Origin of the sequence: Streptomyces sp. NPDC101181 (assembly GCF_044767975.1) — a bacterium.
Taxonomy (GTDB): Bacteria; Actinomycetota; Actinomycetes; order Streptomycetales; family Streptomycetaceae; genus Streptomyces.
The window spans coordinates 640636-667104 of record NZ_JBIWOX010000002.1 but is presented as its reverse complement, the minus strand read 5'-3'; the positions used below and the strand labels follow the sequence as shown (position 1 = coordinate 667104).

At 72.5% G+C, this 26469-nt stretch carries 24 protein-coding genes and 1 pseudogene; 14 read left to right on the top strand and 11 right to left on the bottom strand.

Features of this window, described 5'->3' with window-relative positions:
- Window positions 1-31 precede the first annotated feature (31 nt).
- The 3 genes from ACIRRU_RS06690 to ACIRRU_RS06680 all read left to right on the top strand — a co-directional run bounded on the left by ACIRRU_RS06690 (window position 32) and on the right by ACIRRU_RS06680 (window position 3112).
- On the top strand, window positions 32-1372 hold the full coding sequence (locus ACIRRU_RS06690) for an NDP-hexose 2,3-dehydratase family protein (RefSeq protein WP_403676924.1): 1341 nt from the start codon (window positions 32-34) through the stop codon (window positions 1370-1372).
- Between the two features lie 73 nt (window positions 1373-1445).
- Complete coding sequence (locus ACIRRU_RS06685; RefSeq protein ID WP_403676921.1) at window positions 1446-2081, top strand: dTDP-4-dehydrorhamnose 3,5-epimerase family protein; 636 nt, start codon at window positions 1446-1448, stop codon at window positions 2079-2081.
- Window positions 2078-3112 carry an NAD-dependent epimerase/dehydratase family protein gene (locus ACIRRU_RS06680; RefSeq protein WP_403676918.1) on the top strand — a complete coding sequence of 345 codons (1035 nt, stop codon included), beginning with the start codon at window positions 2078-2080 and terminating at the stop codon, window positions 3110-3112. The genes ACIRRU_RS06685 and ACIRRU_RS06680 overlap by 4 nt, the downstream gene beginning before the upstream one ends.
- Before the next feature lie 94 nt (window positions 3113-3206).
- Here the strand turns inward: ACIRRU_RS06680 and ACIRRU_RS06675 are convergent.
- The 3 genes and pseudogenes from ACIRRU_RS06675 to ACIRRU_RS06665 all read right to left on the bottom strand — a co-directional run bounded on the left by ACIRRU_RS06675 (window position 3207) and on the right by ACIRRU_RS06665 (window position 6614).
- A pseudogene (locus ACIRRU_RS06675) lies at window positions 3207-3961 on the bottom strand (SDR family NAD(P)-dependent oxidoreductase).
- A 324-nt stretch (window positions 3962-4285) separates the two neighbouring features.
- Window positions 4286-4867, bottom strand: coding sequence for a hypothetical protein (locus ACIRRU_RS06670; RefSeq protein WP_403676915.1), 582 nt, complete (start codon window positions 4865-4867; stop codon window positions 4286-4288).
- A 136-nt stretch (window positions 4868-5003) separates the two neighbouring features.
- Complete coding sequence (locus ACIRRU_RS06665; protein WP_403676912.1) at window positions 5004-6614, bottom strand: glycoside hydrolase family 20 protein; 1611 nt, start codon at window positions 6612-6614, stop codon at window positions 5004-5006.
- A 438-nt stretch (window positions 6615-7052) separates the two neighbouring features.
- Here ACIRRU_RS06665 and ACIRRU_RS06660 point away from each other — a divergent pair, with 438 nt between their 5' ends.
- The 7 genes from ACIRRU_RS06660 to ACIRRU_RS06630 all read left to right on the top strand — a co-directional run bounded on the left by ACIRRU_RS06660 (window position 7053) and on the right by ACIRRU_RS06630 (window position 12900).
- Window positions 7053-7694 (top strand): 2-oxo-4-hydroxy-4-carboxy-5-ureidoimidazoline decarboxylase, encoded by a 642-nt coding sequence (locus ACIRRU_RS06660; RefSeq protein WP_403676909.1) that lies wholly within the window; start codon window positions 7053-7055, stop codon window positions 7692-7694.
- Between the two features lie 228 nt (window positions 7695-7922).
- Window positions 7923-8303: a succinate dehydrogenase, cytochrome b556 subunit gene (gene sdhC / locus ACIRRU_RS06655; protein WP_030112669.1), complete on the top strand. Its 381-nt coding sequence runs from the start codon at window positions 7923-7925 to the stop codon at window positions 8301-8303.
- Between the two features lie 5 nt (window positions 8304-8308).
- Entirely contained in the window at window positions 8309-8791 is a 483-nt protein-coding gene (locus tag ACIRRU_RS06650; RefSeq protein WP_363200614.1) for a succinate dehydrogenase hydrophobic membrane anchor subunit, read from the top strand.
- Between the two features lie 31 nt (window positions 8792-8822).
- Entirely contained in the window at window positions 8823-10577 is a 1755-nt protein-coding gene (gene sdhA / locus ACIRRU_RS06645) for a succinate dehydrogenase flavoprotein subunit (protein ID WP_363200613.1), read from the top strand.
- On the top strand, window positions 10577-11344 hold the full coding sequence (locus ACIRRU_RS06640; protein ID WP_363200612.1) for a succinate dehydrogenase iron-sulfur subunit: 768 nt from the start codon (window positions 10577-10579) through the stop codon (window positions 11342-11344). Before sdhA ends, ACIRRU_RS06640 begins: the two co-directional genes overlap by 1 nt.
- 141 nt (window positions 11345-11485) lie before the next feature.
- The gene (locus ACIRRU_RS06635; protein ID WP_403676904.1) at window positions 11486-12091 is read left to right on the top strand and encodes a hypothetical protein; all 606 of its coding nucleotides are present in this window, start codon (window positions 11486-11488) and stop codon (window positions 12089-12091) included.
- Window positions 12092-12132: 41 nt separating this feature from the next.
- Complete coding sequence (locus ACIRRU_RS06630; protein ID WP_403676900.1) at window positions 12133-12900, top strand: TetR family transcriptional regulator; 768 nt, start codon at window positions 12133-12135, stop codon at window positions 12898-12900.
- Between the two features lie 37 nt (window positions 12901-12937).
- Here ACIRRU_RS06630 and ACIRRU_RS06625 read toward each other — a convergent pair whose 3' ends face one another.
- The 3 genes from ACIRRU_RS06625 to ACIRRU_RS06615 all read right to left on the bottom strand — a co-directional run bounded on the left by ACIRRU_RS06625 (window position 12938) and on the right by ACIRRU_RS06615 (window position 16540).
- Window positions 12938-14491: an ABC transporter substrate-binding protein gene (locus ACIRRU_RS06625; protein ID WP_403676897.1), complete on the bottom strand. Its 1554-nt coding sequence runs from the start codon at window positions 14489-14491 to the stop codon at window positions 12938-12940.
- Window positions 14492-14792: 301 nt separating this feature from the next.
- Window positions 14793-16256 (bottom strand): metallophosphoesterase, encoded by a 1464-nt coding sequence (locus ACIRRU_RS06620; protein WP_403677045.1) that lies wholly within the window; start codon window positions 16254-16256, stop codon window positions 14793-14795.
- Between the two features lie 38 nt (window positions 16257-16294).
- On the bottom strand, window positions 16295-16540 hold the full coding sequence (locus tag ACIRRU_RS06615; RefSeq protein ID WP_403676894.1) for an SCO4848 family membrane protein: 246 nt from the start codon (window positions 16538-16540) through the stop codon (window positions 16295-16297).
- Between the two features lie 136 nt (window positions 16541-16676).
- Between ACIRRU_RS06615 and ACIRRU_RS06610 the strand changes: the two genes are divergently transcribed.
- Complete coding sequence (locus ACIRRU_RS06610; RefSeq protein ID WP_363200607.1) at window positions 16677-17921, top strand: D-alanyl-D-alanine carboxypeptidase; 1245 nt, start codon at window positions 16677-16679, stop codon at window positions 17919-17921.
- A 234-nt stretch (window positions 17922-18155) separates the two neighbouring features.
- Here the strand turns inward: ACIRRU_RS06610 and ACIRRU_RS06605 are convergent, their stop codons facing one another.
- Window positions 18156-19115, bottom strand: a complete 960-nt coding sequence (locus tag ACIRRU_RS06605) for a YihY/virulence factor BrkB family protein (protein ID WP_403676891.1) — start codon at window positions 19113-19115, stop codon at window positions 18156-18158.
- Window positions 19116-19287: 172 nt separating this feature from the next.
- Here ACIRRU_RS06605 and ACIRRU_RS06600 point away from each other — a divergent pair, with 172 nt between their 5' ends.
- Window positions 19288-20763 carry an FAD-dependent oxidoreductase gene (locus tag ACIRRU_RS06600; RefSeq protein ID WP_403676888.1) on the top strand — a complete coding sequence of 492 codons (1476 nt, stop codon included), beginning with the start codon at window positions 19288-19290 and terminating at the stop codon, window positions 20761-20763.
- Window positions 20764-20834: 71 nt separating this feature from the next.
- Window positions 20835-21590, top strand: a complete 756-nt coding sequence (locus ACIRRU_RS06595) for a decaprenylphospho-beta-D-erythro-pentofuranosid-2-ulose 2-reductase (protein ID WP_403676884.1) — start codon at window positions 20835-20837, stop codon at window positions 21588-21590.
- Window positions 21591-21660: 70 nt separating this feature from the next.
- Here ACIRRU_RS06595 and ACIRRU_RS06590 read toward each other — a convergent pair whose 3' ends face one another.
- The gene (locus ACIRRU_RS06590) at window positions 21661-22260 is read right to left on the bottom strand and encodes a 2'-5' RNA ligase family protein (RefSeq protein ID WP_363200603.1); all 600 of its coding nucleotides are present in this window, start codon (window positions 22258-22260) and stop codon (window positions 21661-21663) included.
- Window positions 22261-22384: 124 nt separating this feature from the next.
- Window positions 22385-23377 (bottom strand): tryptophan--tRNA ligase, encoded by a 993-nt coding sequence (trpS, locus tag ACIRRU_RS06585; RefSeq protein WP_363200662.1) that lies wholly within the window; start codon window positions 23375-23377, stop codon window positions 22385-22387.
- A 302-nt stretch (window positions 23378-23679) separates the two neighbouring features.
- On the opposite strand from trpS, the gene rocD reads away from it, so the two are divergent.
- Complete coding sequence (gene rocD / locus ACIRRU_RS06580; protein ID WP_403676881.1) at window positions 23680-24888, top strand: ornithine--oxo-acid transaminase; 1209 nt, start codon at window positions 23680-23682, stop codon at window positions 24886-24888.
- A 95-nt stretch (window positions 24889-24983) separates the two neighbouring features.
- Here the strand turns inward: rocD and ACIRRU_RS06575 are convergent, their stop codons facing one another.
- Both ACIRRU_RS06575 and ACIRRU_RS06570 read right to left on the bottom strand, forming a co-directional pair.
- Window positions 24984-26171, bottom strand: a complete 1188-nt coding sequence (locus ACIRRU_RS06575; RefSeq protein WP_403676879.1) for a glutathionylspermidine synthase family protein — start codon at window positions 26169-26171, stop codon at window positions 24984-24986.
- A gap of 4 nt (window positions 26172-26175) precedes the next feature.
- Window positions 26176-26451 (bottom strand): hypothetical protein, encoded by a 276-nt coding sequence (locus ACIRRU_RS06570; RefSeq protein WP_363200599.1) that lies wholly within the window; start codon window positions 26449-26451, stop codon window positions 26176-26178.
- Between the last annotated feature and the right edge of the window lie 18 nt (window positions 26452-26469).

Here is a 26469-nt window from a genome sequence, read left to right as displayed (position 1 = left end):
CCCTTCCACCCGCCCCGAGGAGGCAGCCGCCGTGGAGGAGTCCCGCACCCGCCCGCACCCCTCCGTGACCGGCGCCTTCGGCCGCTGGTGGGAGGAGCGGCGGCGGGCGGTCCCGCTGACGGTCACCCCCGCCTCCTTCGCCGGCCTGCGCCAGTGGCACTTCGCACCGGAGGGCGGGGACCTGGTCCACGCCAGTGGCCGGTTCTTCGCCGTCACCGGGATGCGCCGGTACGAGGCCGACGGGACCGTGCGGGACCAACCGGTCATCGCCCAGCCCGAGATCGGGATGCTCGGCATCCTGGTCAAACGGCTCGGCGGGGTACCGCACGCCCTGATGCAGGCGAAGGCCGAGCCCGGCAACGTGGGTTCGGTGCAGCTGTCGCCGACGGTGCAGGCCACCCGCAGCAACTACACGCGCGTGCACCGCGGCCACGGCACCCGCCACCTGGAGCACTTCACCGGCGACCGGCGGGGCCGGGTGCTGGTGGACTGCCTCCAGTCCGAACAGGGGGCGTGGTTCTGGCGCAAGCGCAACCGCAACATGCTGGTGGAGACCACGGCCGAGGTCGCCGACCACCCGGACTACCACTGGGTGGAGCTGGACGAACTGCGGCGGCTGCTCCGCACCGACCACCTCGTCAACATGGACGCCCGGTCGGTGCTGGGCAGCACCCCGCTGTTCCGCCCGCCGCCCGGCAGCGACGACCCGTTCGTCCGGGCCCTCGCCCGCTCCTACGCCGAGGAGGGCGCCGGACGCCACGACGAGCAGGAGGTGCGCACCTGGCTGAACGACGCCAAGAGCCGGTGCGCCGCGCACGCCCGGCTGCTGCCGCTCTCCGGCATCGAGGGGTGGACCCGCGGCGACGGGGAGCTGGGCGACGACGACGGCACGGCCTTCCGGATCATCGCCGTCGACGTGACGGCGAGCGGCCGGGAGGTCCCGGGCTGGTCGCAGCCGCTGCTCGCGCCCCGCAACGAGAGCGTGGCGACCTTCCTGGTGCGCGAGATCGCCGGGACCCTGCACCTGCTCGTCCAGGCACGGGCCGAGCCGGGGCTCCACGACCTGCTGGAGCTGGCGCCGACCGTGCACCGGCACTACCCGGGTGAGCCGCCGGGCCCCTTCGACGCGCTCGCGGAGACGGCGGACGCGGCGCGCGTCCGCTACGACGCCCGGCACTCCGAGGAGGGCGGCCGGTTCCACCGGGCGGTCACCCGGCACCGGGTGATCGACGTCGGCGCCGAGGTCCCGGTCGACGTGCCCGAGTCCCACCGCTGGCTGACGGTCCGTCAACTGCGGGAGCTGGCGCGGCAGGGCTACTACGTCAACGTCGAGGCACGCAGCCTGCTGGCCTGCCTGCACAGCCTGTGGTGAGCGCCCGGGCCGGCGGCGGGCCGGACCACGGCGCCGACGGCCGCAGGACCGCACCGAACGAGAGGATCACTCCGTGCAATGGCAGACCCTGGGCGTGCAGGGGGCCCGCGTCTTCACCCCGACCGTCTTCCCGGACGAGCGGGGCCTGTTCGTCGCCCCGTTCCAGCGCGACCCTTACACCGGGGCGGTGGGCCTCCCGCCGTTCCCGCTCGCCCAGACCGCGCACAGCCGCTCGCGGCGCGGAGTGGTGCGCGGCGTCCACTACACCGCCGCGCCACCGGGCATGGCCACCTACGTCTACTGCGCGCGGGGCCGGGCCCTGGACATGGTGGTCGACGTCCGGGTGGGCTCCCCCACCTACGGGCAGTGGGACTCCGTGCTGCTCGACGCGGAGGAGTTCCGCGCCGTCTACCTGCCGCTGGGCGTCGGGCACGCCTTCACCGCCCTGGAGGACGACACCGTGATGTCCTACCTGCTGTCGGGCGGGTACCGCGCCGAGGACGAGAAGGCCGTCTCGGTGTTCGACCCGGCGCTGGCGCTGCCGGTCACCCCGAGCCCGCCGCCCGTGCTGTCTCCCCGTGACCGGTCGGCCCCCACGCTCGCCGAGGCGCGGGAGTCCGGGATGCTGCCGGACTACGCCACCTGTCTGGAGCTGGAGGCCGAGCTGTGCGCCGCGGTCCCCGGCCCGGCGGCGGGACCGGCCCGATGAGCGCGGCCGCGGACGGGGCGGCGACGGGCCCGGCGGGGCGCGCCCCCCTGATCACCGTGCTGGGGGCCTCCGGGTTCCTCGGCTCCGCGGTGGCGGCGATGCTCGCGCGTACCCCGGTCCGGCTGCGGCTCGTGGCCCGGCGGGCCAGCCCGGTGCCCCCGGGCGTCGCCGAGGTGGAGACCCGGGCCGCCGACCTCACGGACCCCGGGCATCTGCGCGCGGCCGTCGCGGGCGCGGACGCGGTGGTGCACCTGATCTGTCACCGCACCGACAGCCACGCCTGGCGCACGGGGAACGATCCGGAGAGCGAGCGGGTCAACGTCGGCATGGTGCACGACCTGATCGACACGGTGCGCGAGAGAGCCGGGGGACCGCCCCCCGTCTGCCTGTTCATCGGCTCCACGAGTCAGGTCGGCCTGACGTCCGCCGACCGCATCGACGGCAGTGAGCCGGACCGCCCGGCCAGCGTCTACGACCGGCACAAGCTGCTGGCGGAACAGGCGCTGCTGTCAGCCACCGCCGAGGGCGTGGTCCGGGCCGTCTCGGTGCGGCTTCCCACCGTGTTCGGGGACTGCCCGGTCCCGACGGCGGCCGACCGCGGGGTCGTGACCGCGATGGCCCGGCGGGCCCTGGCGGGCGAGCCGCTGACGGTCTGGCGGGACGGGGAGATCGCCCGCGACATGCTGTACGTGAGCGATGCGGCACGGGCGCTCGTCACGGCGCTGGACCACGCCGAGGCGCTGGCGGGGCGGAGCTGGGTGGTGGGCACCGGCCGGCCGACCAGCCTGCGGGACCTGTTCACCTCGGTCGCCGGGATCGCCGCGGAGCACACCGGCCGGCCGCCGGTCCCGGTCGTCACCGTCGATCCGCCCGCCCACGCCACGCCGCCCGACTTCCACAGCTACACCGTGGACGCCTCGGCGTTCCGCGCGGTGACCGGGTGGACGCCACAGGTACCGCTGCGCACGGGCCTCGAACGCACGGTCCGCGGCCTCACGGAGATCCGCCGGGAGCAGCCCGCGGGAAGCTGAGACCAGGGGCCAGGGGCCTTGGGACCCAGGGATTCCGGGCCCCAGGGTCTCCGGGACTTGGGCCCCAGGGCCCCAGGGACCCAGGGACCCAGGGTCAGTGCCCCATGCCCAGTCCGCCGTCCACGGGGATGACCGCGCCCGTGACGTACCCCGCGTCGGGGCCCGCGACGAACCGCACCACCCGCGCCACCTCGTCGGGGGGGGGGGGGGGCCCCCCCCGCCCCCCCCCCCCCCCCCCCCGGGGGGGGGGGGCCCGCCCCCCCCGGGGGCCCCGCCCCCCCGCATCTCCTTCTGGCGCGCCTCGGGGACCGCGGCGGTCATGTCGGTGTCGATGATTCCCGGCGCGACCACATTCACCGTGATGTTCCGGGAGGCGACCTCACGCGCCAGGGAACGGGCGAATCCGATGATGGCCGCCTTCGACGCGGCGTAATTCGTCTGCCCGGCGGATCCCAGCATTCCGGCCACCGAGGAGATCAGTACGATCCGTCCGCCCCGGGCCCGCATCATCGGATAAAGCGCCCGCCGGGATACCCGGAAAGCGCCGCCGACATTGGTGTCGTACACCGAGGAGAAATCGTCGTCGCGCATCACGGCCAGCAGTTTGTCCCGGGTGATACCGGCGTTGGCCACCAGCACCTCGACGGGCCCGTGCTCCGCCTCCACCTGCTGAAACGCCCGGTCCACCTGGTCGGTGTCGGTCACATCGCAGGAGACCCCGAGGACCCCCTGCGGCGGGGTGCCCGAGCGGTGGGTGACGGCGACCCGGTCCCCCGCCTCGGCGAAGGAAAGGGCTATCGCCCTCCCGATTCCCCGATTTCCCCCGGTGACGAGAACCGAACGCGCCATGCCGTGCCTCCTGAATTCCCCGAGATTCCCGGCGGACCGGAGGAACAGCGCGCCCCCCGATCGCCCTTGGAAAAGGAGCCAAGCACAGCGCCCGGAACTGTTCAAGAGCGGAACCGCGCCGGGAAGAAGGACACCCGGGCCGAGGGACCGGCGGTCCTTTCAGCTGCGCTTTTCCGGCGGGATTTTCCAGCGGTCTTTTCCGCCGCTGGGCCGCTGTGTCCTTCCGGCGGTGACTGTCCGGCGGTGTCCGCCCGGCCGCTTCTCTCCGGCCGGGTCTGACCGGGGCCCGCGCCGACCCGGGACGGCGCGGGCGGCCTGCCGGTGTCAGCCCCGGACGCGGGCCCGGCGCGACATCACCGCGCGGAGCACCCGGCGGCCCTCCGTGGACAGGTCCAGCGCCTGGCGGAGACCGGCGCCGCTGCCCGCCGTGCCGCCGGTCTCCGCGAGGATCTCCAGGATGCGGACCTGGCGCTCCAGGTCGCCCGCGACAAGCGGGCCGACCGGGGCGGGTTCGCCGCCGCGGGCCCGTTCCAGCAGCAGGTCTTCGTCCACGCCCGCGTCACCGGCCGGGGCGTCGAAGCGGCCGTGGACGCGCAGCGCGAGCAGTGAGCAGCGCTCGGCCCACTCCCGCAAGGGCGCGGCGGCGAAGTCGGAGGGGGCGGCCGCGAGCATCGCGCGCACGAGGGCGGCCGGTCCGTCGGGGACGGGTGCCTGATCCATCGCGGTGCGGGCGGCGGCGAGCCGGATGGCCCATTCCCGACCGTCCTCGCAGCTCGCCCAGAGCGGCCGCAGGGGCTCCGGCCCGTCCGGCTCCGCGAGCAGCGGCAGACACCGGTCCAGGCAGGCCAGCGCGCCTGCGGCCAGCGCGCGTTCGTCGGCGCGTTCGATCAGTTCCAGCAGACTCATCGACGTCTCCCTCGGTCTACCGGATACTGCGCCGAATGGCTGAAAATCGTCACATCGGCGCATCGGTATCCCGGCGAGACGTCACCCACGGGACGGCGGCCGCCCCGCCCCGCCCCCCGTCAGCCGGACGGGCGGCTCATCCCGCGCCGCCCGTCCGCGCGGCCAGCTTCTGGAACTCCGCCCAGCTCAGCGCGGGCTTTCTCGGGTCCCACAGCTTCTGCGAGGTCGCCGCCAGCGGCATCCGGATGCCGTCGGCCACCTGCTGGGTGGTCTGCGCGTCCGGCAGATCGCCCCAGACCGCGAACCGGCCGCCGAGGATCTGCTTCCCGTAGCGCTCGGCCACCGGTGCGGTGCCGCGCAGGACCAGCGGGGTCCACTGCTCGTAGATCCGCTCACCGGTCGGGTAGACGAAGTCGTTGGGCTCGCCGAGCACGTAGTAGAGGAACTCGTCGTTGAGGTTGAGCATCGTGTAGCCCGCGGCCAGGTACTCCTGCGGCGGGCGGGCGCCGATCTCCTTGCCCGTCCAGTACTCGATCTCGATGTTCTCGTCGGCCTTGACCTTCGTGTCCCGGAACAGCCCGTCGTTCCAGGCCTTGGCGGTCCGGCCCTTGGGGACGACGACGGCCGCACGGTCGTTCAGCCAGCCGGTGGCGAGGTCCTCGATGGTGGCGCCCGCGCCGTGCCGCTCCTCGGCGGCCCGCTGGAGCTGGGGGTAGGAGGCGGCCGGATTGCGGACGGTCAGCGCCTGGTACTCGTCCGCGCCGAGGTGCCAGAAGCGGCCCGGGAACAGCTCGGTGTACTCCTCCAGAAGTTCGTCGATGAGCTTGGCCGCGGCCGGCTTGGAGATGTCGATGGACCCCTTCGACACGACGCCCGCGGTGTTGCGGAGCTGGAGGTCGGGGTGGGCGCGCAGCACCGCGCCCAGGTGTCCGGGCGAGTCGATCTCGGGGACGACCTCGATGTGCCTGCTGTTGGCGAGGCCGACGATCCGGCGGACCTCGTCCTGGGTGAGGGCCTGGTCGGAGACCACCTCGGGGTGGGACGTCGACTCGATCCGGAAGGCCTGGTCGTCGGAGAAGTGCAGGCCGAGCTGGTTGAGCTTCAGGTCGCCCATCTCGCGTATCCGGTCCTCTATCCACCCGGCGCTGTAGTGCTTGCGCGCGATGTCTAGGTTCAGTCCGCGCTGCGGGCGGTCCGGCCGGTCGTTGACGACGCCCTCGGGCACGGTCCCGTCGGCCTTCAGGGACTGCTTGAGGGTGCGGGTGCCGTAGAAGACGCCCGACTCGTCGGGGCCGGTGATCCGCACCTTCCGGTCCCGCACGGTGAGGGTGTACGACTCGGTGGGGCCCGCGTCCTTCGCCCCCAGGGCCAGCTCGACGTCCCCGGCGCGGGCCGCCCCGGTGCCCCCGTAGCGGATCTTCAGCTCCTTGGCCAGCAGCTTCGCCTCGTCCGTGAGGACCTGGCTGCCCCGGGCGACGACCACAGCGCTGTCCTGGCCCGGCCGCCAGCCCGGCCCCCGGGCCGCCCGGTGCTCGCGGACGGCCGGGATCGCACTCGGGGCGGTGGACATCGGGTAGCTGCGGGAGGGCGAGGGGGCGACGGCTTCGGCGGACGTGCCGGAGGGCGACGCCGCGTCCCGGGAGGGGTGGCTTCCGGAGCCCTCGGGCCAGACGGCGACCGTGAGGGCGACGGCGGCCGCGGCGGTGACCGCCGCGCCGGTGACGAGGGCTCCACGCGTGGGCGACATCGGGCAGATTCCTCCGTCTAGGGGCCAGGTGCGAGGGAAACGGGTGAACAGTCTGAAAGATGGCATTGATGGGGGAGGTTCGCCCATCGAGGGGCGGTCCGGATCAGCCGGTACCCCCGGCTCCGCAGGTCAGACGTCCATCACCCGTTCCGAAACTCTCCCGTTCGGGTGATTTTTCAGGGGTCCGCCGGACGGCCTCCGATCGGTCTCGCTAGCGTTGCGGCACATTCGTCTCTCCTTTCACCCCGTCCCGTAGAACATTTCCGCCCGTCCCGTAGAACACCCTGGAGAACCCCCGTGCAACCTCGTTGCACTCCGGCCCGTCTTCAGGGTCACAGTCGTCGTTCACGCGAGGAGTCCCCGCTGTCCAGGTCCAGCGAGCCCCCCGCCGGCCTGCCGAAGCGATCCGCGCCCCCGGCCGGACGGTCGGGCATACCCGTGCAGCCCCGACGGCCGTCCCCCGGCCCGTCGTCTCCCGCGACCGCCCCCTCCCCGCCAGCCGACCCGACCGGCCCCGCCGGCCCTTCCGGCCCCTCCCCCGCGACCGGCCCGACCGGGCCCGCCGGTCCTTCCGCCGCCTCCGGACTGCCCGGACCGGACGCCCCGGCCGGGGAGCACGCGGCCGGGCTGGCCCATCTCAACGCCCTCCCCTTCCTCGTCGCCGAGGCGGCCTTCCTCGAGTGCTGCGGCAGCCTGCGCTGGGCCCACCGGATGGCCGCCCACCGCCCCTACCCGGACCTGGGCTCCCTGCTGGCCGCGTCCGACGAGGCGGGCTACGACCTGGCGCCCGGGGACATCGCGGAGGCGCTGGCGGCGGAGCCCGCCCCCTGCCTGCACCACGACGCGCCCCGCGCCGCCCACCTGGCGCTGCGGGCCGCCCACGCCGCGTACGAGAGCAGCTTCGGCCACGCGTTCGTGATCTGCCTGGACGCCTTCCCGCCCGCCCAGCACGTGGACCAGGTCCTGGCGGGCATCCGGGGCCGACTCGCGCACGACCCGGACGAGGAGCGGGCGGTGACGGCGGAGGAGCTGCGACGGGTCGCCCGCAGCCGCATCGTGGAGCTGCTCTCGGGCGAGTGAGCCCACCGCGCCCGCGGCCCCGAGCCCGCAGCCCGCAGCCCTCACCCCTCAGCCACGCCTAGCCCGTACGTGCCCGTTTGTCTGCCACTTTGATCACACCAGAGGCCCCCGCGCGAACGAACCGACAAAGCGTCGCTACGATGGCCGGGGCCGGTGGACCGTACCCGGCCGGGTCAGACCGACAGTCAAGCCGGCCGACCCCAATCCCCGCTCCCGGAGGGTTCTTCCGTGCCGGCTGGAACGCTGTACCGCGGCCGGGAAGGCATGTGGTCCTGGGTGGCTCATCGAGTCACCGGTGTCCTCATCTTCTTCTTCCTGTTCGTACATGTCCTGGACACCGCACTCGTCCGCGTATCCCCCGAGGCGTACGACGACGTCGTGGCCACCTACAAGACGTGGCCCGTCGCGTTCCTCGAATACGGCCTGGTGGCCGCGATTCTCTTCCACGCGCTGAACGGTCTGCGGATCATCGCCGTGGACTTCTGGGCCAAGGGCCCCCGCCTCCAGAAGCAGATGCTCTGGACCGTGGTGGGCATCTGGATCGTGCTGATGGTGGGGGCGCTGTACCCCGTCCTCGGGCACGCCGTACGCGATCTCTTCGGGAGCTGAGGCCCATGTCCAGCGAGACTTCTTCCGCGGCCGCGATCGGCGAGGTCGAGGGCGTGCGGCTCTACGACGTCGACAACCCCGCGCCGGTGATCGAGCCCCCGCGCAAGCGGACGGACAAGACGCCCAGGGGTTCGCGCACCAACTTCGAGATGTACGCCTGGCTCTTCATGCGCCTGTCGGGCATCCTCCTGACCGTTCTCGTCATCGGGCACCTGCTGATCCAGCTGGTGCTCGACGGCGGCGTCTCCAAGATCGGCTTCGCCTTCGTGGCGGGCCGCTGGGCCTCGCCGTTCTGGCAGGTCTGGGACCTGCTGATGCTCTGGCTCGCCATGCTCCACGGCGCCAACGGCCTCCGTACGGTCATCAACGACTACGCCGAACGGGACAACACCCGCTTCTGGCTGAAGATGCTCCTGTACACCGCCACGGTGTTCACCGTCCTGCTGGGCACGCTGGTGATCTTCACCTTCGACCCGAACATCCGCTAGACGCCGGGATAAGAGGGACCAGAGGAAAACCATGCAGATCCACAAGTACGACACCGTCATCGTCGGCGCCGGCGGCGCCGGCATGCGCGCGGCCATCGAGTCGACCAAGCGCAGCCGCACCGCCGTGCTCACGAAGCTCTACCCCACCCGCTCCCACACGGGCGCCGCGCAGGGCGGCATGGCCGCCGCGCTCGCCAACGTGGAGGAGGACAACTGGGAGTGGCACACCTTCGACACGGTCAAGGGCGGTGACTACCTGGTCGACCAGGACGCCGCGGAGATCCTGGCGAAGGAGGCCATCGACGCCGTCCTCGACCTGGAGAAGATGGGCCTGCCGTTCAACCGGACGCCCGAGGGCCGCATCGACCAGCGCCGCTTCGGCGGTCACACCCGCAGCCACGGCGAGGCCCCGGTCCGCCGGTCCTGCTACGCCGCGGACCGCACCGGCCACATGATCCTCCAGACGCTGTACCAGAACTGCGTCAAGGAGGGCGTGGAGTTCTTCAACGAGTTCTACGTCCTGGACCAGCTGATCACCGAGGTCGACGGGGTCAAGAAGTCCTCCGGCGTCGTCGCGTACGAGCTGGCCACCGGCGAGATCCACGTCTTCCAGGCGAAGTCGGTCATCTACGCCTCCGGCGGTACCGGCAAGTTCTTCAAGGTGACGTCCAACGCGCACACCCTGACCGGCGACGGCCAGGCCGCCTGCTACCGGCGCGGTCTGCCGCTGGAGGACATGGAGTTCTTCCAGTTCCACCCGACGGGCATCTGGCGCATGGGCATCCTGCTGACGGAGGGCGCCCGCGGTGAGGGCGGCATCCTCCGCAACAAGGACGGCGAGCGCTTCATGGAGAAGTACGCGCCGGTCATGAAGGACCTCGCCTCGCGCGACGTCGTCTCGCGCTCCATCTACACCGAGATCCGCGAGGGCCGCGGCTGCGGTCCGGCCGGTGACCACGTCTACCTGGACCTGACCCACCTGCCGCCGGAGCAGCTGGACGCCAAGCTCCCGGACATCACCGAGTTCGCGCGGACCTACCTCGGCATCGAGCCCTACACGGACCCGATCCCGATCCAGCCGACCGCCCACTACGCGATGGGCGGCATCCCGACCAACGTCGAGGGCGAGGTGCTGGCCGACAACACCACCGTCGTCCCGGGCCTGTACGCCGCCGGCGAGGTCGCCTGCGTCTCCGTGCACGGCGCCAACCGCCTGGGCACCAACTCGCTGCTCGACATCAACGTCTTCGGCAAGCGCTCGGGCATCGCGGCCGCCGAGTACGCGGCGGCGCACGACTTCGTCGACCTGCCCGAGAACCCGGCCCAGCTGGTCACCGACCAGGTCGAGCGGCTGCGGAACTCCACCGGCTCCGAGCGCGTCGCCACGCTCCGCCTGGAGCTCCAGGAGTGCATGGACGCCAACGTGATGGTGTTCCGCACCGAGCAGACGATCAAGACGGCGGTCGACAAGATCGCCGAGCTGCGCGAGCGGTACCTCAACGTGTCCGTCCAGGACAAGGGCAAGCGGTTCAACACCGACCTGCTGGAGGCGATCGAGCTGGGCAACCTGCTCGACCTGGCCGAGGTCATGGCGGTGTCCGCGCTCGCCCGCAAGGAGTCCCGCGGCGGTCACTACCGCGAGGACTACCCCAACCGCGACGACGTCAACTTCATGCGCCACACCATGGCGTACCGCGAGGTGGCCGCCGACGGCGCCGAGTCGATCCGGCTCGACTACAAGCCGGTCGTGACGACCCGCTACCAGCCGATGGAGCGTAAGTACTGATGGCTACCCCGACCCTGGACACGACCGACAACGCCGAGGCCGGCTTCGCCGACTCGCCGTTCATCCTGGCCACGTTCCGCATCCGCCGCTTCAACCCCGAGGTGTCGGACGAGGTCCAGTGGCAGGACTTCCAGATCGAGATCGACCCGAAGGAGCGTGTCCTGGACGCCCTTCACAAGATCAAGTGGGAGCTGGACGGCACCCTGACGTTCCGCCGCTCCTGCGCCCACGGGATCTGCGGCTCCGACGCGATGCGGATCAACGGCAAGAACAGGCTCGCCTGCAAGACGCTGATCAAGGACATCAACCCGGACAAGCCGATCATGGTCGAGGCCATCAAGGGCCTCACGGTCCTCAAGGACCTCGTGGTCGACATGGACCCGTTCTTCCAGGCGTACCGCGACGTCATGCCCTTCCTTGTCACCAAGGGGAACGAGCCGACCCGCGAGCGCCTTCAGTCCGCCGAGGACCGCGAGCGCTTCGACGACACCACCAAGTGCATCCTGTGCGCCGCGTGCACATCCTCGTGCCCGGTGTTCTGGAACGACGGGCAGTACTTCGGTCCGGCGGCGATCGTCAACGCGCACCGCTTCATCTTCGACTCGCGCGACGAGGCCGGTGAGCAGCGGCTGGAGATCCTCAACGACCGTGACGGCGTGTGGCGTTGCCGCACCACGTTCAACTGCACGGACGCCTGCCCGCGTGGCATCGAGGTCACCAAGGCGATCCAGGAGGTGAAGCGCGCGCTCATCACGCGTCGCTTCTGACCGCCGCGTACCACCGATGACGTCGACGGGCCCCGCCCGAGCAGCCCCACCGCTGCCGGAGCGGGGCCCGTTGCTGCGCGGGGCGGGCCCCGGGCGGTACGGTTCAGCACTGAGGACGAGGAAAGAGAAACGGGGACAGTCGTGAGCGAGCCGAATCCCTCCGAGGGCGACGCGTACAAGTGGGGCCCGCCCCAGCAGCCGGGCCACCCGCCGACCGTCGCCGACGGCCAGGTCCACGGCTACGGCTACCCGGCCCCGGGCGGTGCCCCCGTCTACGGCTACCCGCAGCCGCTGCCCGACTCCGCGGCCCAGCCCGGCCCCGGCTACGGCTATCCCTACCCCGCGCAGCCGACGCTGCCGGGCCAGTACCTCCCCCTCCCGCAGGGGGCGCCCGGCCAGGGCGGGGCTCCGATGATGGCGATCGGCGACATCACGGTGCTGAGCGACGCGATCGTCACCCCGTCCGGGACGATGCCGCTGAAGGGGGCGGTCTGGACGGCGACGGACATGTCCCGCACGGAGGAGAAGATCCCGGCGCACGCGATCGTGCTGGCGATCATCTTCGCGCTGTTCTGCCTGATCGGGCTGCTGTTCCTGCTGATGAAGGAGAAGCGGACGACCGGCTTCGTGCAGGTGACGGTCACCAGCGGCGGCCGTCACCACTCCACGATGATCCCGGCCGCGGGTCCGCACACCTTCCCCGCGGTCATGGCCCAGCTCAACGCGGCCCGCTCCATGAGCGCCTGACCGGAAGGGCCCGCCGACCCGGCCCGGTTAACCTTGGGGCCGTGGTGGAGGAAGAGAAGAGCGTACGGGGGAACGGGGCCGCGAAGCCCGCGCGGGCGGCGCGGTCCGGCCGGGCGCCGAAGAGCGAGCAGACCCGCACGCTGATCCTGGAGACGGCGCTCGGGCTCTTCGCCGAGCGCGGCTACGACCGCACCACCATGCGGGCCATCGCCCAGGAGGCGGGCGTCTCGGTCGGGAACGCGTACTACTACTTCTCCTCCAAGGAGCATCTGGTCCAGAACTTCTACGACCGGATCGCCGCCGAACACGCGGCGCGGGTCGGGCCCGTGCTGGACGGGGACCGCGATCTGGCCGCGCGCCTGCGGGGGTTGCTGCTGGGCTGGCTGGACGTGGCGGAGCCGTACCACCGCTTCGCCGCCCAGTTCTTCAAGAACGCGGCCGACCCGGACAGCCCGCTCTCCCCGTTCTCCGAGGACTCCGCGGCCGCCCGGGAGGCGGTGATCTCCCTCCACGAACGGTGCCTCACCGGGGCGGACGTCAAGAGCGACCCGGAACTGGCGCCGCTGCTGCCGCAGTTGATGTGGCTGATGCACATGGGCCTGGTGCTGTTCTGGGTGTACGACCGGTCCCCGGGCGCCGAGCGCAGCCGCCGGCTCGTCGAGCGCACCGCGCCGATCGCCGCCCGCGCCGTCGCGCTCTCCCGGTTCCGGGTGCTGCGCCCGCTCGTGCGGCAGGTCCACGGGGTGCTGGTGGAGTTCCTGCCGGGCGCGGCGGCGGCCGGGACGAAGCCCCGGCCGCCGGAGGAGTGAGCCGCCCCGGGCCGGGGCCGACCCGGGACGGGCGGGATCAGATCCGGCCCAGCTCCCACAGGCGCCACACGCCCGTACCGTCGGAGAGGTACTGGGAGCCCGCGACCTCGGACTTGGCGACGACGTAGTCCTTCTTCTGCCAGAGCGGCAGCAGGGGGACGTCCTCGCCGATCAGGGTCTGCATGTCCTTGAAGTCGCCCGCGGTCCGGCTGCGGTCGCTGAACTGCTGGGTGGCGGCGATCAGCCTGTCCATGCGCTTGCTGGAGTAGCCGCTGTGCAGGACGTTGCCGGTGCCGACGAGCGGCTGGCTGAAGGTGTCGGGGTCCGGGAAGTCGGGGAGCCAGCCGACGGTGTACATGTCGTACTCCCCGGCGGCGTACCCCTTCTGGTACGTGGTCCACTCCACGGCCTTGACGGAGACCTTGAACAGCCCGTCCTTCTCCAGCTGCCGCCGCAGTTCGGCGCTCTCCTTGGTGTACGCGTCGTCGTCCCGGTAGGCGAACTTCACCGGCACCGGCATCTGCACCCCGGCCTGCTGGAGCAGTTGCCTGGCGCGCTGGGCATCGGGCGAGGGGTAGGCGTCGAAGAAGGGGGTGCTGTGTCCGATGAAGCCCTGCGGGATCAGCGAGTACAGCGGCTCGACGGTGCTCCGGTAGACCTCCCGGACCAGCGGCCCGCGGTCGATGAGCGCGGCGACGGCCTGGCGGACCCGCTTGTCCGAGAACGGCGAGTCGTCACGGACGTTGAAGATGATGTTGCGGATCTCGGCGCTGTCCGCCTCGGTGATCCGCAGGTCGGGGTCGTTGGGGTCCAGCTCGGAGAGCCGGCTCGGGGGCAGCTGGCGGTGGCTGACGTCGACCTCGCCGCTGTCCCACGCGGCCAGCAGGTCCTCGGAGCCCTTGAAGTAGCGGACGTCGACCGCGTGGCCGGTTTTCTTGACCGCGCCCTTGTACGTCGGGTTGGGCACCAGCTCGGCGCGTGCGCCCGGCTCGTAGGACTTCAGGACGTACGGCCCCGAGCCGTCGGCCTGGTCGCCGGTGCGGAGCTTGTCCCGCGGGTACTTCTCCGCGTCGACGATCGCCCCGGCGCCGGTCGCGATCTTCTGCGGGAAGGTGGCGTCCTTCCCGGACAGGTTGAAGGTGATCGTGCGGCCCTCGGAGACGACGGTGTCCAGGGTCGGGAACAGGGCGGCCGGGCCGACGTCGGACTTGATCCGCATCATCCGCTCGAAGGAGTACCTGACGTCCTCGGCGGTGAGCTTCCTGCCGTTGGAGAACGTCAGGTCGTCACGGAGCCTGCACTGGTAGGTCTGGAGCTTCTGGCCGATGAAGCCGCAGCTCTCGGCGGCGTCCGGCTCCGGCGTGACCGATCCGGCCCGGAAGGTCATCAGCGACTGGTAGATGTTGCTGTACATCGCCCAGGAACCCGCGTCGTAGGCGCCGGCCGGGTCGAGCGAGGTGACCTCGTCCGAGGTGCCGATCGTGACCGCGTCGGAGCTTCCCTCCCCCGAGGGGAGCAGTTGCCAGGCGCCGACGCCCGCTATGACCAAAACCGCGAGAATCGCGAGAATCCGTACCCGGACCGACCGCATTGCCGTGCTCTCCCTTACCAGCCCCACCTGGCGGGTGCGCCAAGACACGCGCACCGCCGCACATTCGGGTTCACCCAATCACACGATTTTCACATCTGGAAGAGTAAAGCGGGCTCTGACCGGCTTTTCTTGGACAGCCGGGACATCCTCGGTCCGAAAAGCTCATTTCCCGCCTCCCACCTGCGGTTTTCCGTAGCTGACGGTGACGCTTCGGTGCGGATTTCATGACGGCGGACGTTCGACGGCCGAACAGAAGATCGCATCCGCAACGTTGCTGGGGAGGCTGACGGGAGGAGAGTTCTCAGGCCTGACGGGAGGCGAGCTCCACGACGGTGATATCGGACGGGGCGCCGACCCGGACCGGCGGGCCCCACGCCCCCGCGCCGCGCGAGACGAACAGCTGGGTGTCCTCGTAGCGTTCGAGCCCGGCGACGGTCGGGTTGGCCAGCTCGGCGAAGTAGTTGCCGGGCCAGAGCTGTCCGCCGTGGGTGTGGCCGGAGAGCTGGAGGTCGACGCCGTGCTTGACGGCGTCGTGGATGACGACCGGCTGGTGCGCGAGGAGGACAGCGGCCCGGGAGCGGTCCCGGTCGCCCAGGGCGCGGCCGAAGTCGGGGCCCTGGCCCTCGCTCTCGCCCGCGATGTCGTTGACCCCGGCGAGGTCGAAGCCGCCCATCTCCACGCGGGCGTTCTCCAGCGGGATCAGCCCCAGTTCGCGGACGTGGTCGACCCACTGCTCCGCGCCGGAGAAGTACTCGTGGTTGCCGGTGACGAAGTAGCTGCCGTGCCGGGCCCGCAGGGCGGACAGCGGTTCGGCGGCGGAGCCCAGGTCCGCGACGGACCCGTCGACGAGGTCCCCGACGACGGCGACCAGGTCGGGCGAGGTCCGGTTGATGGTGTCGACGATGCGGCGGGTGTGCGCGCGGCCGAGGATCGGGCCGATGTGGATGTCGCTGACCACGGCGATCCGGAAGCCGTGGGCGGCGCGGGGCAGTTTCGCCAGCGGCACGGTGATCCGCCGGACACTCGGCCCGCTGAGCACGTTGTGGGTGCCGAGCCCGACGGTGGCGAGCCCGGCGGCGGCGGCCGCGCCGCCGACGACCCGGGAGACGAAGAGTCGGCGGGAGGGGCCGGGGGCCGCCGGGGAGGCGGACGCGGTCTCCGCCCGCTCGCCCCCCGCCCGACCGGCCTCCGTCTGCTGGTCCTTCGCCTGCCCGGCCGCCGCGTCCGGTTCCGTTCCGGTGTCCGGCGCTGATTCCGGTGCGGCCTCGGGGGCGGTGCGGACCGGAGCGTCCGGGGTGGCGGGTGCCCCGGCCGAACCGACCGGGAGGAGTTCCTCCGTACGGGGGCGGGCGCCGTCCGGGGTCTCCGCCAGGGTTTCGGCAGGCGCCCCGGTGGACGTTCCGCTCGCGGCCCCGGCAGGAGCGGCGGCCGGTCCGGCCGCCGTCCGGTCGCGCCGCGCGAGGAAGCGCAGCAGCAGCGGACGTACCAGCTCGCCCACCAGCAGCGCCAGCGTCAGGTACAGCAGGCAGGCCAGCCACAGGTAGCCGGGCCAGGCCAGGACCTGCTGGAGCCAGAAGGGGGCGCCGATCCGGCCGGAGGTCATGGCCCCGACGGTCAGCAGCGGCAGCACGAAGGCCGCGACCGTGCCCGCCTTGCGCAGCACGCTGCCGGGGGCGGTCGTGTCGCCGACGAAGCGGCGCCACAGATACCGGTGCACGGCGGCGAGGAGCGCCAGGACCACCAGCGCCACGAGAACGAACACCACTGCTGCCATCCGTGCCTACCTACGCCTTCTCGTTCCCGTCAGGTGCGCTGCTCGCGCGAAGCCCGGACCCCACGCAACCCGATGACGCCGACCACCGTCCCCAGAAGAAAGGACGTGATGGCGAGCAGCAGGTGGACCCAGAAGTAGCCGGTCGGTTCGCCCGCGTCGTCGAAGGCGAGGCCGCTGCCGTCCTGCCACAGGTTCTTGACGAAGGTGATCCAGATGAACCAGCTCCACACCCCGAACGCGAGCAGGAACCAGGACACGGGGCGGCTGAGCTTCATGGGTCCAGTATCACCGGCGTCCCTGGGCCCCCTCGACCGGGGTGGCGTCGTCCGGACAGGGCCGTCCCGGCGTTCCCTGCGGCGGGTCAGCCGGTCCGGGTCGGCATCCACATCTTCGCCCTGTACGTTTCCGACCGTGCCTGCTCTGAAGAAGATCGCCCTGACGGTCACCTCCACCGCCTTGTTGTCCGGATTGGTCCTCGGTCCCGCTGCGGCGGCCGACAAGGACAAGAGTGACGACAAACAGCCCAAGCCGCCGAGCACCATGTCCAGCCTCGGCGGCGAGCGGCTCGGCAAGGCCGGTCCCCAGGTCGAGCTGGGCGCGGGCGCCCCGGTGCTGCCCAAGGGGCTGACCGGGCGGTCGTGGATCGTGGCGGACGCGGAGAACGGGGACGTGCTGGCCGCGCACAACTCGCACTGGCGGCTGCCGCCCGCCTCCACCCTGAAGATGCTGTTCGCGGACACCGTCCTGCCCGCGCTCCAGCCCACCACCCTGAAGCACAAGGTGACCGAGCGTGAGCTGGCGGGGGTCGGCGAGGGCAGCAGCCTGGTCGGGGTCAAGGAGGACCACACCTACACGGTGCACGACCTGTGGCTCGGGGTGTTCCTGCGCTCCGGCAACGACGCGGTGCACGTGCTGTCCGAGATGTTCGGCGGCGTCCCGCAGACGGTGGCCTCGATGCAGAAGCACGCCGAGGAGCTCCAGGCGCTGGACACCAAGGTGGTCTCCCCGGACGGGTACGACGCTCCGGGCCAGGTCTCCAGCGCCTACGACCTGACGCTGATCGCCCGCAGCGGGATGCAGAAGAAGGACTTCCGCGAGTACGCGGCGACCGCGTCGGCCGACTTCCCCGGGGAGACGAAGAAGGGGAAGAAGCGCGAGAGCTTCGAGATCCAGAACACCAACCGGCTGATCACCGGGGACATCGGCGTCGACCCGTACCGGGGCATCGCGGGCGTCAAGAACGGCTACACCACCCACGCGGGGAGCACCTTCACCGGTGTCGCCGAGCGCAACGGCAAGGTCCTCCTGGTCACGGTGATGAACCCGTCGGACGAGGAGAGCCACGCGGTCTACAAGGAGGCCGCCAAGCTGCTGGACTGGGGCTTCGCCGCGAGCGGCAAGGTGACCCCGATCGGCGAGCTGGTCCCGCCGAAGTCCGTGGACACCGGGACCACCACCGGGGGCAAGGGCGCCGAGCCCGCCGCCGGGGCGGACCAGGGCTCGGGCGGCCAGGCGAAGGCCACGCACGCGTCGGCGTCCGACGGCTCCAGCGGCGTCGGGATCGCCCTGGCGGTCGTCGGCGGAGTGCTGGTGGCCGTGGCGGCCGGGGTGTTCCTGGTCAACCGCCGCTGGCCGCTGCGGCTCCCCCGCCGCTGACCCACGGCCTCGCCACACGGAAGCGGGCGGAGCGGACCCGGCGGGGGAAGGGTCCGACCGCGCGGGCGGAGCGGCCCCGGCGCACGGAAGCGGGCTGAGCGGCCCCGGCACACAGAAGAGGACGGCGGGCGGTCCGCCGTCCTCTTCGTCGTCCCGACCTCGTCCGGACGCCGGTTCATGGCGTGCGGACGCCGGTTCACGCCCCCCGGGCCCGTCCACGCCCTCCGGACGGTTTCACGCCGTGCGGGTCGCTCCCTTGGCGTCCGGCTCCGCGCGCTCGGCCGGTCCGGCTCCGGCCCGGACCGGGGCCCCGTCCGGCTCCGCCGCCTCGTCCCTCTGCTCGCCCTTGCTGGGCGTGGCCGTCCAGGCGGCGCAGAACAGCAGCAGCTTCGCGGTGAAGTTGATCCACAGGAGCAGCGCGATCGGCACCCCGAACGCGCCGTACATGCTCTTGCCTGCGACGTTGCTGATGTAGCTGCCGAGCAGCAGCTTGAGCAGTTCGAAGCCGACCGCTCCGATCACGGCGGCGACCACCAGACGGCGGCGGGGCGGCTCGACGCCGGGCAGCAGCGACAGCAGATAGAGCATCAGCAGGAAGCCGCCGAGCGCCGCCACCGCCAGGGCGGCCACCCGGAGCAGGACGCCGCCCACCCCGCCGCCGTCGATGCCGAGGCGGTCGGCGGTCCAGCCGACGGCCGTCGAGCCGACCGTGGAGACGGCCAGGGTGGCGAGTCCCGCGCCGCCGAGGCCGACCAGCAGCACGGCGTCCTTGACCTTGGCGACGACCGGGTTGGCCTCCTGGACGTCGTCCAGTTCCCAGACCGCGCGCAGGCACTCGCGCATCGAGCCGACCCAGCCGACGCCGGTGAACAGCAGCAGCGCGCCCGCGACCAGACCGACCGTGCCCGCGTTGGCGACCAGGCCGTCGATGCCGAGCTGGTCGGAGATGCCGGGGACCTGCTCGGCGAGCTTGTCCTTGATGGTGTCGAGCTGGTCGTCGCTCAGCAGCGCGGCCGCGATCGCCGCGCCGACCGCGATCAGGGGGAAGAGGGCGAGGAAGCTGATGAAGGTGATCGCCGCCGCGAGCCTGGCCCAGTGGACCCGTTCCAGCGTCTCGTAGGAACGCCACGCGTGCGTCTCCATCAGCCGGGCGACCAGGGGCCCGACGACCGGGAGTTTCTTGAGCCAGTCCATGACCGTACGCGTACCCTCCTGGGCCCGGAACACCAGCGGCCCGCACCGGACTCTTCCCGACCCGCTGCCGGGATCCCCGTCACGCCGGGCTGACACTCCCTCCATCACCCGTTCCGGTGAGCGAATTGACCAATGCCTCGAAAGGGGTTTACCGGACGATACGGTCACCCTCATGTCCGTCGACACGGTGTCCTTGACCGGCTGGGGCCGGACCGCCCCGACGACCGCCGTGCGGTTCCGCCCCCGCAGTCAGCAGGAGGCGGTGGCCGTCGTCCGGGGCCGGGGACCCCGGGGCGCCCTCGCCCGCGGGTCCGGCCGCGCGCCCGGCGACGCCGCGCAGAACGCGGGCGGTTCGGTGCTCGACATGACGGGCCTGGCCAGGATCGGCGCGGTCGACCCGGCCGCCGGTACGGTGCGCTGCGAGGCGGGCGTGAGCCTGGAGCGGCTGCTGCGGGTGCTGCTGCCGCTCGGCTGGCTGCCGCCGGTGCTGCCGGAGGCCGGTGGCATCACGGTCGGCGGGGCGATCGGTTCCGACGTGCACGGCTCCGGCCACCCGGCCGACGGCTCCTTCACCCGGCACGTCGGCGCCCTGGAACTGCTCACCGCCGACGGCGAGGTGCGTACGGTGCTGCCGGGCACCGCCCTGTTCGAGGCGACCGCCGGGGGGCTCGGGCTGACCGGGGTGATCCTCTCCGCCACGCTCCGCCTCCGGCGGGCGCCCTGCGCGCGGATGCTCGTGTCGACCGAACGCGCCGGGGACCTGGACGAGGTGCTGGCCCGCCTCACCACGGGCGGCGACCGGCAGCCGTACGCCTCCGCCTGGCTCGATCTGCTGGCGCGGGGCCGCGCGACGGGGCGCGGGATCATCACCCGCGGCGAGCACGCGCCCCCGGACCCGTATCCGGCGGGGGAGCACACGCCCCCCTTTGTGCGCCCGGCGCACGACCGGCGCATTCATTCGGCCCAGCGCACGACGGCCGGACTGCTGACCAAGGCAGGCGCTCTGACCAAGACGGGCGCTCTGACCAGGGCGGGTGCCCTGGCCGGGGCGGGCCTGTGGGCCCCGGCCGCCGCCGGGCTGCCGGCGCTTCCCGTCCCGAGCGGACCGCTCGGCCGGGCCTCCGCCGCCCTGTGCCACGAGATCCGCTACCGGAGCGCGCCCCGCGCGCGGGGCGGGGAGTCGTGGCCGGTCCCGGCCTTCTTCCTCGCCCCGGACGCCGCACCCGGGACGGCCCGGCTCCACGGCGGGGGCGGTCTGGTGCGCTACCGGTTCAGCGTCGGGTACGACCACACGGAGACCCTGCACCGGGTGGTGCGCCGGATCGCGGCGCACCGGGCCCCGGTGCTGCGGGCCGTGCTGCGCCGGCTCGGGGCGGCGGACCCGGGGTGGCTGTCGTTCGCCTCGCCCGGCTGGGTCCTCTCGCTCGATCTGCCCGCCGCCCTGCCCTCGCTCGCCCGGCTCCTGGACGGGGTCGACGAGGAGGTCGCGGCGGCCGGGGGCCGGGTCTGCCTGGCGGCCGACTCCCGGATGCGGCCGGAGACGGCGGCCGCGATGTACCCGCGGCTGGCGGAGTTCCGCGCATTGCGGGAGGCGCTGGGCGCGACCGACGCGTTCCGCTCCGACCTGGCGCGCCGCCTGGGGCTGTGACCCGCCGCCCCGCGACGTCCCCCTGCCCCTCCACCGGCCCCGCCCCTCCCTCTCTGCAACAGGAGTGATCCGTGAAGGACGCCTTCGGCGCCCCGCAGTCCCTGCTCGTTCTCGGCGGCACCTCCGAGATCGCCCTGGCCACCGCCCGTCGCCTGATCGCCCTGCGCACCCGGCGGGTCTGGCTGGCCGGGCGCCCCTCCCCCGCCCTGGACGCGGCCGCCGCCGAACTGCGCGGGCGCGGCGCGGAGGTGAGCACCGTCGACTTCGACGCGCTGGACTCCGCGGCGCACGAGGTGGTCCTCGGCAAGGTCTTCGCGGAGGGGGACGTCGACGTGGTGCTGATGGCGTTCGGGGTCGCCGGTGACCAGGCGCGCGACGAGGAGGAGCCGATGGCGGCCGTCCGGGTCGCCCAGACCAACTACACGGGGGCGGTCTCCGCCGGGCTGGTGTGCGCGGGCGCGCTCCAGGCGCAGGGACACGGGTCGCTGGTGGTGCTGTCCTCCGTGGCCGGGGAGCGCGCCCGGCGCGCGGACTTCATCTACGGGTCGAGCAAGGCGGGCCTGGACGCCTTCGCGCAGGGCCTGGGCGACGCGCTCCAGGGCACCGGGGTGCAGGTGCTGGTGGTCCGGCCGGGCTTCGTCCGTACCCGGGCCACGGCGGGACGCCCCGAGCAGCCGTTCGCCACCGGGCCGGACGAGGTGGCGCGGGCGATCGTCTCCGGGCTGCGGAGGCGTACGGAGACGGTGTGGGTGCCCGGGTCGCTGCGGGTGGTGATGACGGCCCTGCGGCACGTGCCGCGTCCGCTGTTCCGGCGGCTGCCGGTCTGACCCCGGGCTCCCTCAGGGGCTCGGCGGGCTCCCTCAGGGGCCCAGGGGCTCAGGGGCTCGGCGGGCTCCCTCAGGGGCTCAGCGAGGGGGCGGACGGCGCGTCGATCACGTAGCCGCCCTGGGCGGGGACGGCGGGGGTGCCGCCCCCGGCGCCGAACGGGAAGTCCCGCAGCTTGCGCCACACGGCGTCCGGGCCCTGTTCGTACAGCGCGAAGGAGCCGCACGTCCAGGCGGCCTCGTAGTCGGCCAGTTCCTCGTAGGCCCGGTCCATCGCCTCCTCGGCGATGGCGTGGGCGACGGTGACGTGCGGGTGGTAGGGGAACTGGAGCTCGCGCACCAGCGGCCCGGAGGCGTCCCGGACCCGCTTCTGGAGCCAGGAGCAGGCCGAGGCGCCCTCGACGACCTGGACGAAGACCACCGGTGACAGCGGGCGGAAGGTGCCGGTGCCCGAGAGCCGCATCGGGAACGGGCGGCCCGCCGTGGCGATCCTCTCCAGGTGGGCCTCGATCGCCGGGAGGTCCACGGCCTGCGCCTCGGTCGGGGGCATCAGGGTGACGTGGGTGGGAATGCCGTAGGCGGCAGGGTCCCCGAAGCTGGCACGGCACTCCTGGAGCAGGCTGCCGTAGGGCTCCGGGACCGCGATCGAAACGCCGAGCGTTACGGTCCCCACGTCGTTCTCCTCCACCGTCGATGGTCGATTTCCGGTCAAGCCGCGCGGGCCGGGTGAGCGGCCCGCGCGTCGTGTCGCCGCCAGTGTGACCCCTGGGGCCGTGATCTCGCCAGGGCCCTTGGACTCAGTGCTTCGCGGGCAGGAGGCCCATCCGGTCGTACGTCTGTGCCAGGGTCTCGGCGGCCACGGCCCTGGCCTTCTCCGCTCCCTTGGCCAGGATCGAGTCCAGCGTCTCCGGGTCGTCCAGATATTCCTGGGTGCGGGCCCGGAAGGGAGTGACGAACTCCACCATCGCCTCGGCCAGGTCGGTCTTCAGCGCGCCGTACCCCTTGCCCTCGTAGCTCCGCTCCAGGTCCGCCACGGAGCTGCCGGAGAGGGTGGAGAGGATCGTGAGCAGGTTGCTGACGCCCGGCTTCTTCTCCTCGTCGTAGCGGATCACCGCGTCGGTGTCGGTGACGGCGCTCTTCACCTTCTTCGCCGTGGCCTTCGGGTCGTCGAGGAGGTTGATGAGGCCCTTGGGCGTGGAGGCGGACTTGCTCATCTTCACCGCCGGGTCCTGGAGGTCGAAGATCTTCGCCGTCTCCTTGAGGATGTACGGCGCCGGGACGGTGAACGTCGGGCCGTACCGGCCGTTGAAGCGCTCGGCGAGATCGCGGGTCAGCTCGATGTGCTGGCGCTGGTCCTCGCCCACCGGGACCTGGTTGGCCTGGTAGAGCAGGATGTCGGCGACCTGGAGCACCGGATAGGTGAAGAGGCCGACGGTGGCGCGGTCGGCGCCCTGCTTGGCGGACTTGTCCTTGAACTGCGTCATCCGGGAGGCCTCGCCGAAGCCGGTGAGGCAGTTCATCACCCAGCCGAGCTGGGCGTGCTCGGGCACATGGCTCTGCACGAAGAGCGTGCAGCGCTCCGGGTCCAGACCGGCGGCGAGCAGCTGGGCGGCGGCGAGCCGGGTGTTGGCCCGCAGCTCGGCCGGGTCCTGCGGCACCGTGATCGCGTGCAGGTCCACGACCATGTAGAACGCGTCGTGGGACTCCTGCAACGCCACCCACTGGCGCACCGCGCCCAGGTAGTTGCCGAGGTGGAAGGAGCCCGCGGTGGGCTGGATCCCGGAGAGCACGCGCGGCCGGGCGGCGCCGCCGGTGCGGCCCGTCAGCGGCTGGTCGGTGGGGAGGTCAGAGGCCATGGCCCCATTGTCTCAGGTGTCGGGCCCTTCTCCGGCAGCCGGTGCGGGGCGCCGAGGGCGCGTCACCGCACCGTCCCGGAGCACGGGAGCGCACGGCCGGGACGAACGGCGTGTTCCGGCCGCCGGGGGCGGGGCGGCGGGCGCGCCGCGCGGTGCAGGTTTCCCGGCGCGGTATCCGACCGACGATACAAAGTGGGCACCACCCCCGCCCACGCCGCACGACGAACGGAGATCCCGTGTCCGCCACGGAAACCGCCATCGCCTCCGCCGAGGCGCACAGCGCGCACAACTACCACCCGTTGCCGGTCGTCGTGGCCTCGGCGGACGGCGCGTGGATGACCGATGTCGAGGGACGCCGGTACCTGGACCTGCTCGCCGGGTACTCGGCGCTCAATTTCGGCCACGGCAACCGACGGCTGATCGACGCGGCCAAGGCCCAGCTGGACCGGGTCACGCTGACGTCCCGCGCCTTCCACCACGACCGGTTCGCCGCGTTCTGCACGGAGCTGGCGGCGCTGTGCGGCATGGAGAGGGTGCTGCCGATGAACACCGGGGCGGAGGCCGTGGAGACCGCGGTGAAGACCGCCCGCAAGTGGGGCTACCGGGTGAAGGGCGTCCCGGACGGCATGGCCAAGATCATCGTGGCCTCGGACAACTTCCACGGCCGCACCACGACCATCGTCAGCTTCTCCACCGACCCGGAGGCGCGGGCCGACTTCGGCCCCTACACCCCGGGCTTCGAGATCGTGCCGTACGGGGACCTCACCGCGCTGCGGGAGGCGATGACGGAGAACACCGTGGCGGTGCTGATCGAGCCGGTCCAGGGTGAGGCGGGGGTGCTGGTGCCGCCGGCCGGCTATCTCCCCGGCGTACGGGAGCTGACCCGCGAGCGGAACGTGCTGTTCGTCGCGGACGAGATCCAGTCGGGCCTGGGCCGGACCGGGAGGACGTTCGCGCTGGACCACGAGGGCGTGGTCCCGGACATGTACGTGCTGGGCAAGGCGCTGGGCGGCGGGGTGGTGCCGGTGTCGGCCGTGGTCTCCTCGGCGGAGGTCCTGGGGGTGTTCCGGCCCGGCGAGCACGGCTCCACCTTCGGCGGGAACCCGCTGGCCTGCGCGGTGGCGCTGGAGGTGATCGCGATGCTGCGGACCGGGGAGTACCAGGAGCGCGCCGCCGGACTGGGCGACCACCTCCACCGGGAGCTGGGGCTGCTGGTGGGCGGCGGCGCGGTGGAGGCGGTGCGCGGCCGGGGGCTGTGGGCGGGCGTGGACATCGCGCCCGCGCTGGGCACCGGCCGGGAGGTCTCCGAGCGGCTGATGGCGGAGCGGGTGCTGGTGAAGGACACCCACGGCTCCACGATCCGGATCGCGCCGCCCCTGGTGATCTCCAAGGAGGACCTGGACTGGGGCCTGGACCGGCTGCGTTCGGTGCTCGGCGCCCGGTAGGAGGCGGGATTCGCCCGGCGCCCGGTAGGAGGCGGGACCGCGCCCGGCTTCCTGCCGGGCGCGGGTTTCACTCCGCGCCCGGTAGGAGGCGGGATTCAGAGGATGACGTGGGGCAGGAAGCGGGCGTACTCGTCGGTGACCGGCCCCGCCGACTCCCGGATGCCGAGCCCCGCCGCCTCGTCCTCGACGGTCCACGCGCCGAGCACGACCCGGTTGCCGTCGATGTCGGGCAGCGGGGCCAGCTCCTGGTAGCAGCACGGCTCGTCGCGGATCACGGGCGGCGAGCCGGGGCCGTGCAGGTCGACCCCGGCGCCCTCGCGGCCGAGCAGCGGCTTGGAGACGTACCCCGCCCCGCCGGGCCCCGCCAGCTCGCGCGGGCCGTCGAGGTAGGCGGGCAGCAGGTTCGGGTGGCCGGGATACAGCTCCCAGAGGACCGCCAGCAGCGCCTTGTTGGAGAGCAGCATCTTCCAGGCGGGCTCGATCCAGCAGGTGGTGCCGGAGCCGCCGCCGTTGTCGAGGGTGTCCAGGACGCGCGGGCCGAAGCGGTCGGTGGCCAGCCACTCCCAGGGGTAGAGCTTGAAGCAGCTGCGGACGAAGCGCAGCCGGTCGTCGACGAACCGCCCCGACAGCCGGTCCCAGCCGATCTCCTCCACGGACAGCGCGTGCGTCTCCAGACCGGCCTGGTCGGCGGTCTCGCGCAGATACGCGACCGTCATCAGGTCCTCGCCGATCTCGTCGCCCTCGGAGTGGACGAAGTGCAGCGGGCCCGGCGGCAGCAGGGGCGCCTGCCGCTTCCAGGCGGCGACCAGCCGCTCGTGCAGGGAGTTCCACTGGTCGGCCCCGGGGAAGCGGTCCTCCATCCAGAACCACTGCGCGCTGGCGGCCTCCACCAGCGAGGTCGGGGTGTCGGCGTTGTACTCCAGCAGCCTCGCCGGGCCGCTCCCGTCGTAGCGCAGGTCGAACCGCCCGTACACCGAGGGCAGTTCGGCGCGGCGCTGCCAGGACTCGGCGACCAGCGCGGCGAGGCGCGGGTCGGTGATGCCGAGGTCGGCGAAGCGGCCCCGCTCCACGATGTGCGCGGCGGCGGCCAGGCACATCGAGTGCAGTTCCTCGACGGTCTCCTCCAGCGCCTCGACCTCGGGCAGCGAGAAGACGTAGCAGGCGCTCTCGTCCCAGTAGGGGCGCAGCGATCCGTCCGGGTGCCGGGTGAGCGGGTAGACGACGCCCTGGGACTCGACGGTCTCCTGCCAGCCGGGGCGCGGCTCGATCGTGCGGCGCTCCACGCGCTCAGCCTCCGCCGGACTTGGCGCAGCCGAAGCCGCCGCGGTCGACGGCGGACTTGTCGAAGCTGCCGCCCTTGACCTTGCCGTCGCCGCTCTTGCCGCCGCCGTAGTAGTACGAACCGCTGCCGCCGCTGCGGCATTCGGAACTGGGCAGGGTCTTCTGGGTGCTCCGGTCGGCGCAGCGTTTGTCCGGCTCCGACCCGCAGGACGTGATCGTCAGCGCGAGCAGCCCCATGCCGCCGAGCACGACCGTGCTCGACCTCAGCCTCCGCTTGGCCATGTTCTGTTCTCCCCCGTG

Excerpts from the sequence above, each read along its gene's own strand:
- ACIRRU_RS06665 (WP_403676912.1), bottom strand. The coding sequence starts at position 6,614 with ATGTCGCCCACGCGTGGAGCCCTCGTCACCGGCGCGGCGGTCACCGCC.
- ACIRRU_RS06640 (WP_363200612.1), top strand. The coding sequence starts at position 10,577 with ATGGCTACCCCGACCCTGGACACGACCGACAACGCCGAGGCCGGCTTC.
- ACIRRU_RS06570 (WP_363200599.1), bottom strand. The coding sequence starts at position 26,451 with ATGGCCAAGCGGAGGCTGAGGTCGAGCACGGTCGTGCTCGGCGGCATG.
- ACIRRU_RS06605 (WP_403676891.1), bottom strand. The coding sequence starts at position 19,115 with ATGGACTGGCTCAAGAAACTCCCGGTCGTCGGGCCCCTGGTCGCCCGG.
- ACIRRU_RS06615 (WP_403676894.1), bottom strand. The coding sequence starts at position 16,540 with ATGAAGCTCAGCCGCCCCGTGTCCTGGTTCCTGCTCGCGTTCGGGGTG.
- ACIRRU_RS06600 (WP_403676888.1), top strand. The coding sequence starts at position 19,288 with ATGTCCGTCGACACGGTGTCCTTGACCGGCTGGGGCCGGACCGCCCCG.
- ACIRRU_RS06680 (WP_403676918.1), top strand. The coding sequence starts at position 2,078 with ATGAGCGCGGCCGCGGACGGGGCGGCGACGGGCCCGGCGGGGCGCGCC.
- ACIRRU_RS06670 (WP_403676915.1), bottom strand. The coding sequence starts at position 4,867 with ATGAGTCTGCTGGAACTGATCGAACGCGCCGACGAACGCGCGCTGGCC.
- ACIRRU_RS06650 (WP_363200614.1), top strand. The coding sequence starts at position 8,309 with ATGTCCAGCGAGACTTCTTCCGCGGCCGCGATCGGCGAGGTCGAGGGC.
- ACIRRU_RS06625 (WP_403676897.1), bottom strand. The coding sequence starts at position 14,491 with ATGCGGTCGGTCCGGGTACGGATTCTCGCGATTCTCGCGGTTTTGGTC.
- sdhA (WP_363200613.1), top strand. The coding sequence starts at position 8,823 with ATGCAGATCCACAAGTACGACACCGTCATCGTCGGCGCCGGCGGCGCC.